The following is a 15,205-nucleotide window of genomic DNA, read 5'->3' as shown; positions in this document are numbered from 1 at the left end:
AGTGGAACAGATCCGGTTTCCAGAAAGTGTGCAGCAGCCATTCCTGTGAGATTTCTGCCTTGATCGCCTCCCGACGGTTCTCCCGAACCGTTGAGTGTTTTGCCGGTGAGTTGCACATTCTCCAGAGCGCAGTTGCACACAAGTCTTCTGTAAGCCTCCTGTGTTGTGATGACACAGACCCATGATTCGCCTGTCATAACGGAGAAACGAGGAGCATCGCAGTGACGACAACACCCAACGGCAACCCCTGGCAAGCCTTTGTCCAGCCCATGCAGGACATGTGGCAGCAGACCCTGAACCAGTTCACCCAGGCCATGCCTTCCCAGCAGGGTGCTCCCATGCTGGATCAGGCCATGCGGCAGTTTGCAGAATTCATCCCCTCCATGCCCGATGCCAAGCCCGTCACTTTCGATGCCGAGCGTCTGCAGGGGCTTCAGCAGCAATATCTGCAGGAGATCTATGCCCTGTGGCTGCAGGGCATGGTGCCTCCCGTGATCACGGGGGACCGCCGATTTTCCAGCGCCGAATGGCAGAAACAGCCTTCGGCAGGATTCGCTGCAGCCCTGCACCTGACCAACACCCGGCTGCTGATGGGGCTGGTCGATGCCATGCAGTGCGACGCCAAGACCAGAGGGCGTGTCGAGTTTGCTGTGGAGCAGTGGGCGGCAGCCACGGCACCCAGCAATTTCCTGGCCTTCAACCCCGATGCGCAGAAAAAAGCCATCGAGACAGGAGGCGAGAGCATTGCCAAGGGGATGCAGAACATTCTGCACGACCTGCGTCAGGGCTATGTGTCCATGACGGATGAGAGCAAGTTCCACGTGGGAGTCAATCTCTGCACCTCCGAGGGAGCCGTGGTGTTCGAAAACGAGTTTTTTCAGCTCATCGAATACAAGCCCTCCACAGAGAAAGTGCATGAACGCCCCTTCCTCTTCGTGCCGCCCTGCATCAACAAGTTCTACATCCTGGACCTGCAGCCGGACAATTCCATGGTGCGCTATGTAGTGGATCAGGGACACCACACCTTCATGGTGAGCTGGCGCAATCCCGACATGAGCATGGCTCAGGCCACCTGGGATGACTATGTGGAAAAGGGCGTGCTCAAGGCCATTGACACGGTGCTGGCTCTCACCGGAACCAGCAACCTGAACGTGCTTGGTTTCTGTGTCGGCGGAACCCTGCTCACCACGGCACTGGCTGTGCTTGCGGCACGGCAGCAGGGCAACCGGGTGCACAGTGTGACGTTGCTGACTACGTTGATCGACTTCACGCACACAGGGGTACTCGATATTTTCATCGACGAGGGATTCGTGCGCATGCGCGAACTCCAGTTCCAGAATGGGGGACTGATGCCCGCCAACGAGCTGGCCACTACGTTCAGTTTTCTCCGCCCCAACGATCTGGTCTGGAATTACGTAGTGGGCAATTACCTCAAGGGCGAAACACCTCCGCCCTTTGACCTGCTTTACTGGAATTGCGATTCCACCAGTCTGCCGGGACCCATGTACGCCTGGTACCTGCGCAACACCTACCTGGAAAACCGGCTCATCCAGCCCGGTGCTGCCACAGTGTGCGGTGAGAAGGTGGATCTGCGCAAGATCAAGCAGCCTGTCTACATCTATGGTTCGCGCGAAGACCACATCGTCCCCATTGAAGGAGCTTATGCATCGACGCAGGTGCTTCCCGGCAAGAAGCGCTTCGTCATGGGGGCCTCGGGCCATATCGCCGGGGTCATCAATCCACCCCACAAGAAGAAGCGCAGCTACTGGACCCTGGATTCCACCACCTTCCCTGCCGACAGTGCACAGTGGATCGCCGAGGCCGAAGAACATCCGGGAAGCTGGTGGCCGGACTGGTCCGAATGGCTGGCCGGTCATGGCGGACGCATGAAGGCAGCTCCCGAGAGCTATGGCTCCGAGACCTATCCCGTGATCGAACCTGCGCCGGGGCGCTATGTCAAGACCCGGGTCCCCATGATTTGATGCGGGGGCATTTTCATTCGATCCCTAAAAACAGGAGAACGCCAAGGAGTTGTTTTTCGACCGGGGCAGGGCGGGCAAAGCTCATAGATGGTGATCCGTCTGCCTGTCGCCTGCCCCACCACACCGGCGCTGCCGGTGCATGACTATATCCAATGAGGAGACAAACATGAGCAAGAAAGTGGCATACGTAACTGGAGGCATGGGGGGCATAGGCACCGCCATTTGCCAGCGCCTGAACCGGGACGGCTTTACCGTCGTTGTGGGATGCGGCCCTACCCGTGACTATCAATCCTGGCTGGATCAGCAGAAGGAGCAGGGATATACCTTCCATGCCTCGGTGGGCAATGTGGCTGACTGGGATTCCACCGTTCATGCCTTTGCCAAGGCCAAGGATGAGCATGGCCCGATCGATGTGCTGGTCAACAATGCGGGCATCACCCGTGACCGCATGTTCATGAAGATGTCTCCCGAAGACTGGCGTGCGGTGATCGAGACCAATCTCAACTCCATGTTCAATGTGACCAAGCAGGTCGTTGGCGACATGGCTGAAAGAGGCTGGGGACGCATCATCAACATTTCTTCCGTCAATGGAGCCAAGGGCCAGGCTGGGCAGACCAACTATTCTGCTGCCAAGGCTGGCATGCACGGCTTCAGCATGGCTCTGGCACAGGAACTGGCCGGCAAGGGCGTGACCGTCAATACCGTCAGTCCCGGTTACATCGCCACCGACATGGTCAAGGCCATCCGGGAAGAAGTGTTGGCCAAGATCGTGGCCACGATTCCCGTCAAGCGCCTCGGCGAACCCACCGAGATTGCTTCCATCGTGGCATGGCTTGCGGGAGAGGAGTCTGGCTTCACCACAGGCGCTGAATTTTCCTGCAATGGGGGATTGCACATGAGCTGACACCCCGCAGGGGCAAGCTCCCGATCCTGCTTCGGCAGGATTTTTTGTTTCAGCGGTGCATTTACTGCATTGCAACAACGGTCACAGCTTGTTGTCGACGTGCATAATGGCGCCGACAACCGTGCCTGTGCCGCACGATGAAGCAATCGGACCTCGACGACTCGTTCCTGAGCCTGTTGACGATGCCAGAAAAAGGCTGTCTGGGTGGAAACACATTCCGCTCCGACGCCTGTTCAGGGGATCGTGAGCAGGCTCTCGCGCATCTGTCGCACAGACAAGAGGTGCAGGTCGGCACAGCACTGCATGCATTGAAACTTCCATGAAAAAGGACAGAAAGTCATGTTGACCGCAGAAGAACTGGAGCAGAGGACGCATGCCGTCCGAAAGGTGAAGTGGTACAAGATCCTGTACGTGCAGGTGATCATCGCCATCCTGATCGGTATTGCGCTGGGGTATTTCTACCCGCAGGCGGGCGAGGCCATGAAGCCGTTCGGGGATGCCTTCATCAAGCTCGTCAAGATGATCATTGCACCCGTCATCTTCCTGACGGTCGTCACCGGCATCTCCGGCATGAGCAACATGCGCACCGTGGGGCGCGTGGCTGGCAAGGCCATGATCTATTTCCTGACCTTCTCTACCCTGGCGCTGGTCATCGGTCTGGTGGTGGCCAATACCCTGCAGCCGGGAGCGGGGCTCAACATCGATCCCAAGACACTGGATGCATCCAAGGTCGCCACCTACGTGGCCAAGGCACATCAGTCCAGCATCGTGGGCTTCCTGATGAACATCATTCCCAACACCGTGGTCAGCCCGCTGGTGGAAGGGGATATCCTGCAGGTGCTGTTCATTGCCATCCTGTTCGGCATTTCGCTGGCACTGGTCGGAGAGCGTGGCAAACCGATCTACCACCTCTTCAATGACCTGTCGGTTCCGGTGTTTAAGCTGGTGGCCATTCTGATGAAGGCAGCTCCCGTGGGGGCCTTTGGCGCCATGGCCTTCACGATCGGCAAATATGGCATTGGTTCGGTCAAGAACCTGGCCTTCCTGGTCGTGACCTTCTATTTCACGTCCATTCTGTTCGTGGTGATCGTGCTTGGCCTGGTGGGCCGCTACAACGGGTTCTCGATCTTCAAGCTGGTGCGCTACATCAAGGATGAACTGCTGCTCGTGCTCGGAACCAGTTCCTCGGAAGCGGCGCTGCCGAACCTCATGCACAAGATGGAAAAGGCTGGCTGCTCCAAGCCCGTGGTCGGGCTGGTCGTGCCCACCGGATATTCCTTCAACCTGGATGGCACGAACATTTACATGACGTTGGCGGCCCTGTTCATCGCACAGGCCCTCAATATCCATCTCACGCTCGAACATCAGCTCCTGCTCCTCGTGGTGGCGATGATCAGCTCCAAGGGGGCGGCAGGGGTGACCGGGGCTGGCTTCATCACCCTGGCGGCAACGCTTGCCGTAGTGCCGGAACTGCCGGTAGCCGGCATGGTGCTCATTCTGGGGGTCGACCGCTTCATGTCGGAATGCCGGGCACTGACCAATTTCGTCGGCAATGCCTGCGCCACCATCGTGGTGGCGCGCTGGGAAAAACAGCTCGATGCCGATCAGCTGCATCGCATGCTCGACAATCCCCAGCTGGTCGAAGAACCGATGCTGACCGGACCGCGTGCAGACGACTGAGGGCGCTGCCTTGGCGGCTCCCTGCATCTCTACAGAGAAAATGCATGGGAGCTGCGACGAGGTGAAAAAAACGGCTTTGCCTTGATAAGAGGGCAAGATTGCCGCTATAATTTCTAGCTCGATTCCTCAATAGCTCAGTTGGTAGAGCGCCGGACTGTTAATCCGTAGGTCCCTGGTTCGAGCCCAGGTTGAGGAGCCAAGTTTGCTTGGCTTCGTGATCATATGAAGCCATGATGCAGAATCAAGCCTGTCTCCAAGACAAGGCACATGTTATTCCTCAATAGCTCAGTTGGTAGAGCGCCGGACTGTTAATCCGTAGGTCCCTGGTTCGAGCCCAGGTTGAGGAGCCATTTCAAGCCCCCAGGTCCTTCCGGCCCGGGGGCTTTTGTTTTGTGCCGTGCCCACAAAAGTTTCGGAAATGTGGCGCATGGCTTCGGCTGTATCAGGTCAGGGGAGGTGGTTATGCAGGTGTCGGAACGTGCCTTTCGCTATGTCCGTGTGTTGAGTATTGCGGGGTCTGACAGCGGAGGGGGGGCAGGTATTCAGGCGGATCTCAAGACACTTTCTGCGCTGGGAGTGTTCGGCATGACGGCGATCACGGCGGTGACGGCTCAGAATACCCGCGGTGTGACGGCGATCGAAGGAATCTCTCCCGAGGTGGTTCGAGCGCAGGTGGAAGCTGTGGTGACGGACATCGGGGTGAATGCGGTCAAGATCGGGATGCTGCATGACCGTGCCATCATGCGCATTGTGGCGGAGGAGCTTCATCGGTTCAGGCTCGTGCCTGTGGTGCTCGATCCCGTCATGGTGGCCAGCAGTGGCGCTGCGCTGATGGCGCCCGAGGCGCGTTCGTATATGGTGCGTGAGCTTTTTCCGCTGGTCACACTGGTCACCCCCAATCTGGATGAAGCAGGATTGCTCGTGGGGCGCTCTCTGCAGTCGGTGGAGGATATGTGTATGGCCGCCCGGGAGCTGCAAGCCATGGGAGCCCGTGCCGTGCTGCTCAAGGGGGGGCATCTGCAGGGCGATCACGTGGTGGATGTGTGGTGCGATGAAAGCGGCCGCTGCATCCAGATGTCGGATCCCCGCATCGATACCGCCAATACCCACGGAACGGGATGTACGCTGTCTTCTGCCATTGCGGGCTATCTGGCGCTCGGGCTGGAGATGGGGGATGCCCTGCACGAAGCCAGACTCTATGTCCGGCGCGCACTGCAGGCCGGGGCTCTTGTGCAGACGGGGTCAGCAGACAATGGCCCACTCAATCATGGCTTTGCTCCGACGGCCACACGTCTGCAGCGGCGGTAGGATGGAGGCAGGGCTGTCATGCGAGAACGTGGGGCAGGATTTCTTGCCTTGCCACATCGATGCATGGATGCGTTGCGGCGCTGTTGATTTCAGCGAGTAGTCAGCGCGAGTTTGAGCGCCAGTCCAGCCAGAACGGCGCCGGCTCCACGCTGGAGCCAAGAATGCAGGCGGGGGGATGTCTGCAGCTTCCTTCCCAGAGAGCCGGCAAGCAGGGCCAGAGAGGAGAAGGTGATTCCAGCCGCCACGATGAACAGTCCGCCGAGGGCCAGGGTCTGCAGAGCCAGATGCCCTTGGGCTGGCGAGCAGAACTGGGGCAGAAAGGCCAGAAAGAACAGTACCACCTTGGGATTGGTGAGATTCATCACCAATCCCCGTCGCCACGCCTGCAAGGGCGTGAGTCCTGGTGTGCTGTCGAGAGCGGTGCCATTTCCGGAAAGGGCAGGGGTATTCCAGGCGCCCCAGGCCAGGTAGAGCAGGTAGGCAGCACCCACGAACTTGAGGGCCGTGAACGCCAGAGGAGATGCCGCAAAGAGAGCTGCAACTCCCAGGGCCACGGCTGCGGTATGCACGACCAATCCAGAGCACAGCCCCAGTACCACCCAGAGTCCGGCACGGGGCCCTCGCAGTGCCGACAGTGTCAGTACAAAGAGGTTGTCGGGACCTGGAGCGAGCGCAAGCAGCACTGACAGCCCAAAAAAGCTGAAAACGACCTGTTGGCTGAGCATGAGAGGGCTGAGGTGGGACCGGTGAAGGAATATGGCGCAGAAAGGAGCGCAGGTGGCGGTTCCTGTTCGGCATCCGGCGTGCAAACGGTGAGGTGCACCGCTGCGGTTGCTGCTGATACAGGCAAAGGGCTCAGCATCAGGCCTTTTTGTTCTTTCTGGCGCTCTTGCGGTGCAGATTCTTGAAGAGGATGGTCGGGAAACTGGCAGGCAGCAGTTCCGGATAGTCGCGGATGTAGTGCAGCCCTCGGCTTTCATGGCGGTTCAGTGCGCTCTTGACGATGAGATCGGCACAGTCGACCAGATTGCGCAGCTCCAGCAGGTCTCGGCTGACCTTGAAGTTGGCGTAGTAGTCGTCAATCTCATCCTTGAGCAGCTTGATGCGATGCTGTGCGCGTTCGAGCCGACGTGTGGTGCGGACAATGCCCACGTAGTTCCACATCATGAGGCGGAGCTCATCCCAGTTGTGGGCAATGACAACCTGTTCATCGGCATCCTCGACCTGGCTTTCATCCCACTGGGGCAGGGGCAGGGGGCTGGAGGCAGGCATCTGCATGATGGCCTCGGCGCAGCTCTTGCCCAGCACTACGCATTCGAGAAGCGAGTTGCTTGCCAGGCGATTGGCGCCATGCAGGCCTGTGTAGGTGGTTTCGCCGACAGCGTAGAGATGGTGCAGGTCCGTGTGCCCCTGCAGGTCGGTCACCACCCCGCCGCAGGTGTAGTGGGCTGCCGGCACGACGGGGATCGGGTCCTTGGTGATGTCGATGCCGAGTTCCAGGCAGCGATGGTAGATGGTAGGGAAGTGTTCCTTGAGAAACTCGGCTCCCAGGTGTGTGGCATCGAGCCAGACATAGTCAAGGCCATGCTTTTTCAGTTCGAAATCGATGGCACGTGCCACGATGTCACGAGGAGCCAGTTCCGCGCGCGGATCATGCTCGGGCATGAATCGTTGTGCATGGATGTTGCCGTCGGCATCCTTGAGGGGAAGCTTGAGCAGCCCCCCCTCGCCGCGCAGGGCCTCGGTGATCAGGAAGCTGCGTTCCTGTGGGTGGTACAGGCAGGTGGGGTGAAACTGGATGAACTCCATGTTGCCGATGCGACAGCCTGCCCGCCAGGCCATGGCGATGCCATCTCCGGTCGAGGTTTCCGGATTGGTGGTGTAGCGATAGACCTTGCCCACGCCGCCGCTGGCCAGCACGACTGCGCGTGCGGGCATGGTCAGTACCTTGCCTGCGTCGATGTCGAGGACATAGACACCATGGCAGCTCTTGATCGGCGATGCGCCCGCTTCACCGAGGTGCTTGTCGGTGATGAGATCGATGGCCATCCAGCGTTCGTGGAGCGTGATGTTGGGGTGCTGGCGTACCTTGGCCAGCAAGGCCTGGTGGATGGCGCGTCCCGTGGCATCGGCTGCATGGGCAATGCGGCGAACGGCATGGCCGCCTTCCCGGGTGAGATGGAGTCCCAGCGGCCCCTGCTCGTCGTGCGTGAAGGGCACCCCCTGCTCGACCAGCCAAGCGAGTGCATCAGCGCTGTTTTCGGCGATGAAGCGCGCGGTATCCTCATCCACGATCCCGGCACCCGCTTCCTGGGTGTCATGGATGTGACTCTCCACACTGTCGTCAGGACCGACGACGCCCACGATACCTCCCTGCGCCCAAGCGGTGGCGGCTTCCTCGACCTTGCGTTTGGCCAGCATGACGACAGGAACAGAGCGCGCCAGATGCAGGGCAACGGCCAGGCCTCCCAGACCTGCGCCCACAATGACGACAGGAAGGCCTTGCGAGGAGGCAGAAGGCGAGATGGAGGCGGAAGAAGGGAAGGAAGTATCGGACATGATGGGCAACGATGGAGAGGAGGCGACAGGAGCCTCGTCAGAAAAGAAAAAGCTGCCGGATGAGGTGGTCAGGGGCAGTCAGACAGGAGAATCGGCGCAAAAGGCACATCAGGGTGCCATTCCGGGATCGTCCGTGGCTTCCGACGACGTGGGGTGGACACGGTAATCCTCATTGGCCCAGGCGCCCAGGTCGATCTGCTTGCAGCGCTTGCTGCAGAAGGGACGATAGGGATTGGAGGGTGCATAGAGGCTGGGGCCTCCGCACTGTGGGCAGGTGACGGTGCGTCCTGTGGGTGCATCATGTGCTGCAGCACAGGGAGATTCAGACGAAGACATGATCGGCTATGACTGGCGAGAAACTGCTCACGCGCACAACGTGAGCTGGAAATCGGTATCCTCCGGACTGGCCAGAGGTTCAGCCGTGCCATTGTGCGCCATGATGCGCACGGAAAGCACCAGCCGGTTGGCACTGATTTCGGGAAAGAGGTGCGCATCTGCGTGCAGGCGCACGCGCAGGAACTGGAAGGGTTTGCCTTGAGGCAGGTTCTGCTGGAATATGCCCTTGATCGCAGTGACTCTCTGGCTGTAGCCGGTTCCGCGCATCAGCGACAGCAGTAGCTTGACGCTTTCGGCAAGCGGCAGAAGCTGTGCAATCCATTCCTGCAGATTCTGCTGGCGTTCCAGCGGAGGAAAATGCTGCCAGGCAAAATAGTCGGGGAGATCGAATTCACAGGTACCTCCCGGTATGCTCAGACGGCTCCGGATGGCGGTGAGCCAATCGTTTTCGGACAGGGCCTGTCCCAGTTTGCCATTGAGACGCTGCAGGTCGGCATAGCAGTTCTCGACGCTCTGCACGGTCTGTTCGAGCATGCTCTCCGCCACTGCGGGGTTGCCCCTGTAGGCATTGAGCTGCTGCTTTTGACGATCGAGGTCACGCAGCGTATCGGACTTCAGGTCAGACCGTGTCGCCACGTCGAGCAGTTCGAAAAGGGTGGTCAATGCCAAGTGATGGTCGAGCGCCGATTCCCGTTCAGAGAGTTCCCTGAATCGATCGAACAGACGCTCCAATCGCAGGTAAGTGCGAATGCGCTCATGGAGGGGGTATTCGTACACAATCACGCGGCGATTCCTTTGCCGCTCATGATAAGGCCGAATGCAGTCCGAAATGGCGTGCGAGGAGATGGGCTTGTGCCTTGAGTTCCCTGAGACCGATGCCCTGCCCGTTGCGCACCAGGGTGTCGGCTACACGTCGTCGTTGTGTTCTGCTGGCCTGCTGACGGATGATCGCCTCGACGGTGTCGCGTGGAAGGCCATTACGGGCCATGACGCGCGCAATCTGGGTGGGTTCGTCACAGTCAACCACCACGACATGGTCGAAGCGTCTGCGCCAGTGTCCATGCTCGGCAAGCAGGGGAATGTCATAGAGGACCACACGGGCACCGCCGCGCATGGCCGTCTGGGCCTGTCTGCCCATTTCCTGTTGCACCAGGGGGTGGATGATGGCTTCAAGACGCAGGCGGGCCTGAGGTTCTCGGAATACCAGATCGCGCATGGCATTCCGGTTCAAGGCCTGCTCGGGAGTCACGAATGAAGGTCCGAATTCTGCGCGGATGGCTGGGATGGCACTTCCACCGGGAGCAGTGGCTGCGCGTGAGATCCCATCGGCATCGATCACAACCGCTCCTGCTTCCTTCAGGAGCTGGCCGACCGTGCTCTTGCCACTGCCGATGCCTCCGGTGAGGCCCACATGCCACACAGGAGGTGCGGCATGGATAGGGGGGACGGGGAGGTGGGGGTCGGACATGGCTGCCGGAGGTGAAGGATGAGCGAGCAGCTGCTCAGGGAGCGAGTCCGATCAGCTGCAGGATGCGTGGGGCTCCCCACAGCCACACGGCATAGCCTCCGAGAGCGAGAAAGGGGCCGAACGGCACATAGCCTCCTTCCCGCAGCCGACTGTTGATCTTGAGCGCAATGCCTATGACAGCCCCCACGACCGATGCCAGCAGAATGATGGGAATCAAGGCCTGTGCGCCCAGCCAGGCCCCCAGTGCCGCAAAGAGCTTGAAATCGCCGAACCCCATGCCTTCCTTGCCTGTGGCCAGCTTGAAGCCCCAATACACGAGCCACAGGGAGACATAGCCCAGTGCTGCACCCCATACGGCAGCCTGCAGGGAGATGCCAGTCCAGCCCATGGCACTTGCGAGCAATCCTCCCCACAGCAAAGGCAGGGTGATGTCGTCTGGCAGATAGGTGGTGTCCCAGTCGATCAAGGTCAGGCACAGCAGGGCCGCCGCAAAAGCGAACCACACCAGAGTCGATATCTGAAGGCCATAGCGCGCGAAACACAGCCATGCCAATACCGCTGTGGCAATCTCGACCAATGGATAGCGCACGCTGATGAGCGCGTGGCAGGACGAGCATTTGCCGCGCAGGACGATCCAGCTCAGCACCGGGATGTTCTCGTACCAGCGGATCACGTGCCCACAGCTCTGGCAGCGGGACGCTGGAACCATGAGGTTGAATCGTTCGGGGGCAGAAAGCTCCTCAGGGGAACGGCCCTCTTGCTGGGCTGCATATTCCGCATGCTCCTGTGCCCATCCCGCTTCCATCATCTTGGGAAGGCGATAGATCACCACGTTGAGGAAGCTGCCGATCAACAGTCCGAAGAGGGCGGCAAGGCTTCCATAAAGCCAGGATTCATCGGGCATCATCACACCACCTGTCCCAGCTTGAAGATCGGCAGATACATGGCCACGACGATCCCGCCGATCACGGTTCCCAGCACCACAATGATGATGGGCTCCATGAGGCTGGAGATGCCGGCCACCATGTCATCGACCTCGGCTTCGTAGAAGTCGGCAGCCTTGCCCAGCATCTGGTCGATGGAGCCGGACTCTTCGCCAATGGTGGTCATCTGCAACACCATCACGGGAAAGAGCTTCTGCGAAGTCATGGCAAAGGACAGGCTGGTGCCCTGTGCCACATCCTGCTGGATGCGCTTGGTGGCATCGGCGAATACGCTGTTGCCGGCTGAGCCAGCCACCGAATCGAGCGACTCGACCAGGGGAACGCCTGCAGCAAACATGGTGGACATGGTGCGGGTCCAGCGGGCAATGATGGATTTCTCGATCAGAGGCCCGAAGATGGGCATGCGCAGCAGCAGACGGTCCATGAACTTCTGCATTTTCTCGTTGCGTCTCCATGCCTGCATGAAGAAATAGATTCCTCCGCCCAGTACGCCGAAGATCAGCCACCAGAACTTGACGAAGAACTCGCTCATGGAGATCACCATGAGTGTCGGTGCCGGGAGATCCGCGCCAAAAGAGGTGAAGACCTGCTTGAATGACGGAATGACGAAGATCATGATGATGGTTACCACCACGAAGGCCACCACCAGCACCGCGATGGGATACATGAGAGCGGATTTGATCTTGGACTTGATCCCTTCCGTCTTCTCCATGTAGGTGGCCAGACGATCCAGCAGGCCTTCGAGAATACCCGCCTGTTCGCCAGCCTCGACCAGGTTGCAGTAAAGCGCGTCGAAATACATCGGGTATTTGCGGAAGGCCTGGTTCAGCGCTGTCCCGGTTTCGACATCTGCCCGGATGGCGTTGAGCAGCTTGGTCATGTTGGGGTTTTCGCTGCCCCGGCTCACAATGTCGAAGGACTGCAGCAGGGGAACGCCTGCCTTCATCATCGTGGCCAGCTGCCGCGTGAACAGGGCAATGTCCTTGGGCTTGATCTTCTTGCCGGAACGCGCCTTGCGCTTTTTCATCTTCAGGATGCGCATGCCCTGACGTTGCAGGGTACTGCGCACCACTGCCTCGCTGGCGGCACGCATTTCTCCGCGTACGGGTTTGCCCTGGCGGTCGAGTCCTTCCCAGTCGAAAACGAAAGTCTTTACTTCTGCCGGTTTCTTGCCGGGGCGTGCACCCGAGCTGCCTGCCCTGCGTGATGCTCGACCATCGGATTTGGGTGCTGCTGTTGCCATGGGGCTCCCTGAATGTCGTGTTGTTTATGTCTGGATTGGAAATGAAAATCAGTCGTTGGTGACGGCCATCACCTCGTCGAGCGACGTGATGCCTTGCATGACTTTTTGCAGGGCTGATTGTCGCAGGGAGCGCACGCCTTCCTTTTCGGCTTGCTTGGCAATTTCGAGGGCACTGCCGTCCGCGAGGATGATTTTCTCGATCTCTTCGCTGATCGGCATCACCTGATAGATGCCTACCCGTCCCTTATAGCCGTTGTTGCAGGCATCACAGCCTACCGCCTGATAGGGCTTCCAGTCGCCTTCGAGCTGGTCCTCGGTGAAGCCAGCTTCCAGCAGGTTCTTGCGTGGAAGCTCGATCGGCTGCTTGCACTTCATGCACAGCCGCCGTGCCAGACGCTGTGCGGTGATCAGAATCACACTGGAGGCGATGTTGAATGGCGCAACACCCATGTTGCGCAGCCGGGTCAGGGTGGTGGGGGCGTCATTGGTGTGCAGGGTGGACAGAACCAAGTGGCCAGTCTGAGCCGCCTTGATGGCAATGTCGGCCGTTTCGAGGTCACGGATTTCACCCACCATGATGATGTCCGGATCCTGGCGCAGGAAGGATTTAAGAGCCACCGAAAAAGTCAGGCCAGCCTTTTCGTTGACGTTGACCTGATTGACCCCCGGCATGTTGATTTCGGAAGGGTCTTCCGCCGTAGCGATGTTCACGCCCGGTTGATTGAGCAGGTTGAGGCAGGTATAGAGGGACACGGTCTTGCCTGAACCAGTGGGGCCTGTCACCAGAATCATGCCGTAGGGGCGCTTGATGGCATGCAGCAGACGCCCCTTTTCGGTGGCGTCGTATCCCAGTGCATCAATGCCCATCTTGGCACTGTTGGGGTCCAGAATACGGATCACTACCTTTTCGCCGAACAGGGTGGGCAGGGTGCTCACCCGGAAATCGATCACTTTCTGGGGGCCGAAGCGGATCTTCATCCGGCCGTCCTGGGGAATGCGCTTCTCGGAGATGTCGAGCTTGGCCATCACCTTGATCCGGGAAGACAGTCGATCCTTGATCGCCGGCGGCGGAGAAGACACTTCCTGCAGTTCCCCGTCGATGCGGAAACGTACACGGTAGGTGTGTTCGTAGGGCTCAAAGTGCAGGTCGGATGCACGCATGTTCACGGCATCGAGCAGCATCTTGTGGAAGAACTTGACCACCGGCGCGTCATCGACGTCCACCGTACTGATTTCGTCCTTGTTGCCATCGGCGGCTTCTTCTTCGCTGATGTCATCGAAGTTGAAGTCGGTGCCCTGTACCAGCTGATTGAGATTGTCCGATACCGACTGCATCATCTCCGTCAGCATGGCGACGAGGGCGGGGTATTCCACCACGATCCAGTCCACGGGGAATTCGCTGGCGAACTTGGTTTTCTTGATGGTGACCAGATCGGTGGGATCGGGTGTGGCGACCAGAATCCTGCCGTTTCTCTTGGCAAGAGGCAGAATCTTGCATTCCGCACACAGCTTGTTGTCGAGCAGATCCATGCGCAGCTTGGATTTGTCGACGGAACGAATGTCGAGCAGGGGAAGCGCAAAGGTCTGCGCCAGAATGTAGGCCGTATCTGCCGCCGAAATGTGGTTGGCGGCAATCAGCTCTGCCAGAAAGGGGGTCTTGTTCTGTCGTGCGCGCTCTGCCAGTTCCTCTGCCGTGGATTCCTCCAGTCTGCCCCGCTGGATCAGGACGCGGGCAATACCCGGCAGGGCACTGGCCGGCATCGACTCCTTGAGGGTGGATTCTGAAACGGACATAGGGTCTCGGAAGAGGGAACGAGGGGGAGTGGGTTGCAGTCATGCGAAGAAGGAGGCCGCCATGGCCCCCTGGTTCTTGCATGAAAGGATCGGTCCCTAGTCTAGCGGGTTCACAGGCGAGATGCCCTCATGATGTAGGATTTCTGTGTTAACAATCTGACAAATGTGCCATGACCACCGATTGCCATTCTTCCTTGCAGCTGGAAATTCTGTTGATCCGTCATGGAGAAACGGATGCCAATCGCGCATTGCGATTTCAGGGGCATTCCGACGTGCCGCTCAATGTGAACGGCAAGGAGCAGGCACGGCTGCTGGGGCGCGCGTTGGATGCACAGGGAGCCTGGGCGCGGACGGTAGCGGTCTACAGCAGTGACCTGCAGCGTGCCAGGGAGACAGCCAGACTGGCTGTACAAGGACATGGCTCGTGGCGTGTGCAGCCTTGTGCAGAGCTTCGGGAGCAATGCTTCGGAGTCTTCGAGGGATTGACTTTCGCAGAAGCAGTCGAGCAGCATGCAGCAGAGGCCAGGCAGTGGAGGAAATTCGATCCTGACTATGTGCCCCCCGGAGGGGAGAGTACACGGCAATTCCATGGACGGATCATGCAAGAGCTGATGCGCATTGTCCGCTTGCATGCCGGGATGCGACCCCAGTCCTTGTCATCGGGGAATGACATTCCCATACAGGTGCCGGCCATCATGCTCATTGTCCATGGGGGCGTCGTCGACATCGTATGGCGAGAACTGCAGGGACTTGCGCTGTCAGGGCCCCGTGTATCGCTGATTCCCAATGTGGGCATCAATCATGTCGGCTGGGATGGCCGGAAATTGTGCGCCGGAGAATGGGCTGATGCACGCCATGTGGAGACACTTGCGACACAAGCCCTCTATGATCCGCAGAAATGGGCCCTGAACGAATAGGGGCAGCCATGACAGCAACTGCAGAGCTTGCGATAATTCAGTCCTGTTCTGAATACTGCAGTGCACATGA

14 protein-coding genes and 2 tRNA genes are annotated in these 15,205 nt (G+C 59.2%); 8 read left to right on the top strand and 8 right to left on the bottom strand.

What is annotated here, in order from left to right; genetic code table 11:
• Nucleotides 1–269: 269 nt before the first annotated feature.
• The 7 genes from phaC (at nucleotide 270) to thiD (ending at nucleotide 5,874) form a co-directional block, all read left to right on the top strand.
• Nucleotides 270–1,982 carry a class I poly(R)-hydroxyalkanoic acid synthase gene (gene phaC / locus ACE3P9_RS01775; RefSeq protein ID WP_374491656.1) on the top strand — a complete coding sequence of 571 codons (1,713 nt, stop codon included), beginning with the start codon at nucleotides 270–272 and terminating at the stop codon, nucleotides 1,980–1,982.
• Between the two features lie 166 nt (nucleotides 1,983–2,148).
• Nucleotides 2,149–2,886, top strand: coding sequence for an acetoacetyl-CoA reductase (gene phbB, locus ACE3P9_RS01770; RefSeq protein WP_374491334.1), 738 nt, complete (start codon nucleotides 2,149–2,151; stop codon nucleotides 2,884–2,886).
• A gap of 137 nt (nucleotides 2,887–3,023) precedes the next feature.
• The gene (locus tag ACE3P9_RS01765) at nucleotides 3,024–3,209 is read left to right on the top strand and encodes a hypothetical protein (RefSeq protein ID WP_374491332.1); all 186 of its coding nucleotides are present in this window, start codon (nucleotides 3,024–3,026) and stop codon (nucleotides 3,207–3,209) included.
• A gap of 16 nt (nucleotides 3,210–3,225) precedes the next feature.
• Nucleotides 3,226–4,566 carry a dicarboxylate/amino acid:cation symporter gene (locus ACE3P9_RS01760; RefSeq protein ID WP_374491329.1) on the top strand — a complete coding sequence of 447 codons (1,341 nt, stop codon included), beginning with the start codon at nucleotides 3,226–3,228 and terminating at the stop codon, nucleotides 4,564–4,566.
• A 123-nt stretch (nucleotides 4,567–4,689) separates the two neighbouring features.
• Nucleotides 4,690–4,765: transfer RNA gene (locus ACE3P9_RS01755), tRNA-Asn, on the top strand.
• 75 nt (nucleotides 4,766–4,840) lie between these two features.
• Nucleotides 4,841–4,916, top strand: a tRNA-Asn gene (locus ACE3P9_RS01750).
• 112 nt (nucleotides 4,917–5,028) lie between these two features.
• Nucleotides 5,029–5,874, top strand: coding sequence for a bifunctional hydroxymethylpyrimidine kinase/phosphomethylpyrimidine kinase (gene thiD / locus ACE3P9_RS01745; RefSeq protein WP_374491327.1), 846 nt, complete (start codon nucleotides 5,029–5,031; stop codon nucleotides 5,872–5,874).
• A gap of 89 nt (nucleotides 5,875–5,963) precedes the next feature.
• Here the strand turns inward: thiD and ACE3P9_RS01740 are convergent, their stop codons facing one another.
• The 8 genes from ACE3P9_RS01740 to pilB all read right to left on the bottom strand — a co-directional run bounded on the left by ACE3P9_RS01740 (nucleotide 5,964) and on the right by pilB (nucleotide 14,218).
• Entirely contained in the window at nucleotides 5,964–6,599 is a 636-nt protein-coding gene (locus ACE3P9_RS01740; RefSeq protein ID WP_374491326.1) for a LysE family translocator, read from the bottom strand.
• Between the two features lie 136 nt (nucleotides 6,600–6,735).
• On the bottom strand, nucleotides 6,736–8,433 hold the full coding sequence (gene nadB, locus ACE3P9_RS01735) for an L-aspartate oxidase (protein WP_374491324.1): 1,698 nt from the start codon (nucleotides 8,431–8,433) through the stop codon (nucleotides 6,736–6,738).
• A gap of 108 nt (nucleotides 8,434–8,541) precedes the next feature.
• Nucleotides 8,542–8,769 carry a DNA gyrase inhibitor YacG gene (locus ACE3P9_RS01730; protein ID WP_374491322.1) on the bottom strand — a complete coding sequence of 76 codons (228 nt, stop codon included), beginning with the start codon at nucleotides 8,767–8,769 and terminating at the stop codon, nucleotides 8,542–8,544.
• Nucleotides 8,770–8,796: 27 nt separating this feature from the next.
• The gene (gene zapD, locus ACE3P9_RS01725; RefSeq protein WP_374491320.1) at nucleotides 8,797–9,552 is read right to left on the bottom strand and encodes a cell division protein ZapD; all 756 of its coding nucleotides are present in this window, start codon (nucleotides 9,550–9,552) and stop codon (nucleotides 8,797–8,799) included.
• Nucleotides 9,553–9,571: 19 nt separating this feature from the next.
• Nucleotides 9,572–10,237: a dephospho-CoA kinase gene (gene coaE, locus ACE3P9_RS01720; protein WP_374491318.1), complete on the bottom strand. Its 666-nt coding sequence runs from the start codon at nucleotides 10,235–10,237 to the stop codon at nucleotides 9,572–9,574.
• Nucleotides 10,238–10,271: 34 nt separating this feature from the next.
• A complete protein-coding gene (locus tag ACE3P9_RS01715; RefSeq protein ID WP_374491316.1) occupies nucleotides 10,272–11,141 on the bottom strand; it encodes an A24 family peptidase in 870 nt (289 codons plus the stop codon).
• 2 nt (nucleotides 11,142–11,143) lie between these two features.
• Entirely contained in the window at nucleotides 11,144–12,424 is a 1,281-nt protein-coding gene (locus tag ACE3P9_RS01710) for a type II secretion system F family protein (RefSeq protein WP_374491314.1), read from the bottom strand.
• A 48-nt stretch (nucleotides 12,425–12,472) separates the two neighbouring features.
• Nucleotides 12,473–14,218 carry a type IV-A pilus assembly ATPase PilB gene (gene pilB, locus ACE3P9_RS01705; RefSeq protein ID WP_374491312.1) on the bottom strand — a complete coding sequence of 582 codons (1,746 nt, stop codon included), beginning with the start codon at nucleotides 14,216–14,218 and terminating at the stop codon, nucleotides 12,473–12,475.
• Between the two features lie 170 nt (nucleotides 14,219–14,388).
• Here pilB and ACE3P9_RS01700 point away from each other — a divergent pair, with 170 nt between their 5' ends.
• Nucleotides 14,389–15,135 carry a histidine phosphatase family protein gene (locus ACE3P9_RS01700; protein WP_374491310.1) on the top strand — a complete coding sequence of 249 codons (747 nt, stop codon included), beginning with the start codon at nucleotides 14,389–14,391 and terminating at the stop codon, nucleotides 15,133–15,135.
• Nucleotides 15,136–15,205 lie beyond the last annotated feature (70 nt).

The sequence above is a fragment of the Allobrachymonas sp. genome (assembly GCF_041912815.1).
Taxonomy (GTDB): Bacteria; Pseudomonadota; Gammaproteobacteria; order Burkholderiales; family Burkholderiaceae_C; genus Brachymonas.
The sequence above is the reverse complement of the archived record's forward strand: the minus strand, read 5'-3'. Positions and strand labels throughout refer to the sequence as shown.

Coding starts and splice junctions, on each gene's coding strand:
- phaC (WP_374491656.1), top strand. CDS start 270: ATGCAGGACATGTGGCAGCAGACCCTGAACCAGTTCACCCAGGCCATG.
- phbB (WP_374491334.1), top strand. CDS start 2,149: ATGAGCAAGAAAGTGGCATACGTAACTGGAGGCATGGGGGGCATAGGC.
- ACE3P9_RS01765 (WP_374491332.1), top strand. CDS start 3,024: ATGAAGCAATCGGACCTCGACGACTCGTTCCTGAGCCTGTTGACGATG.
- ACE3P9_RS01760 (WP_374491329.1), top strand. CDS start 3,226: ATGTTGACCGCAGAAGAACTGGAGCAGAGGACGCATGCCGTCCGAAAG.
- thiD (WP_374491327.1), top strand. CDS start 5,029: ATGCAGGTGTCGGAACGTGCCTTTCGCTATGTCCGTGTGTTGAGTATT.
- ACE3P9_RS01740 (WP_374491326.1), bottom strand. CDS start 6,599: ATGCTCAGCCAACAGGTCGTTTTCAGCTTTTTTGGGCTGTCAGTGCTG.
- nadB (WP_374491324.1), bottom strand. CDS start 8,433: ATGTCCGATACTTCCTTCCCTTCTTCCGCCTCCATCTCGCCTTCTGCC.
- ACE3P9_RS01730 (WP_374491322.1), bottom strand. CDS start 8,769: ATGTCTTCGTCTGAATCTCCCTGTGCTGCAGCACATGATGCACCCACA.
- coaE (WP_374491318.1), bottom strand. CDS start 10,237: ATGTCCGACCCCCACCTCCCCGTCCCCCCTATCCATGCCGCACCTCCT.
- ACE3P9_RS01715 (WP_374491316.1), bottom strand. CDS start 11,141: ATGCCCGATGAATCCTGGCTTTATGGAAGCCTTGCCGCCCTCTTCGGA.
- ACE3P9_RS01710 (WP_374491314.1), bottom strand. CDS start 12,424: ATGGCAACAGCAGCACCCAAATCCGATGGTCGAGCATCACGCAGGGCA.
- pilB (WP_374491312.1), bottom strand. CDS start 14,218: ATGTCCGTTTCAGAATCCACCCTCAAGGAGTCGATGCCGGCCAGTGCC.
- ACE3P9_RS01700 (WP_374491310.1), top strand. CDS start 14,389: ATGACCACCGATTGCCATTCTTCCTTGCAGCTGGAAATTCTGTTGATC.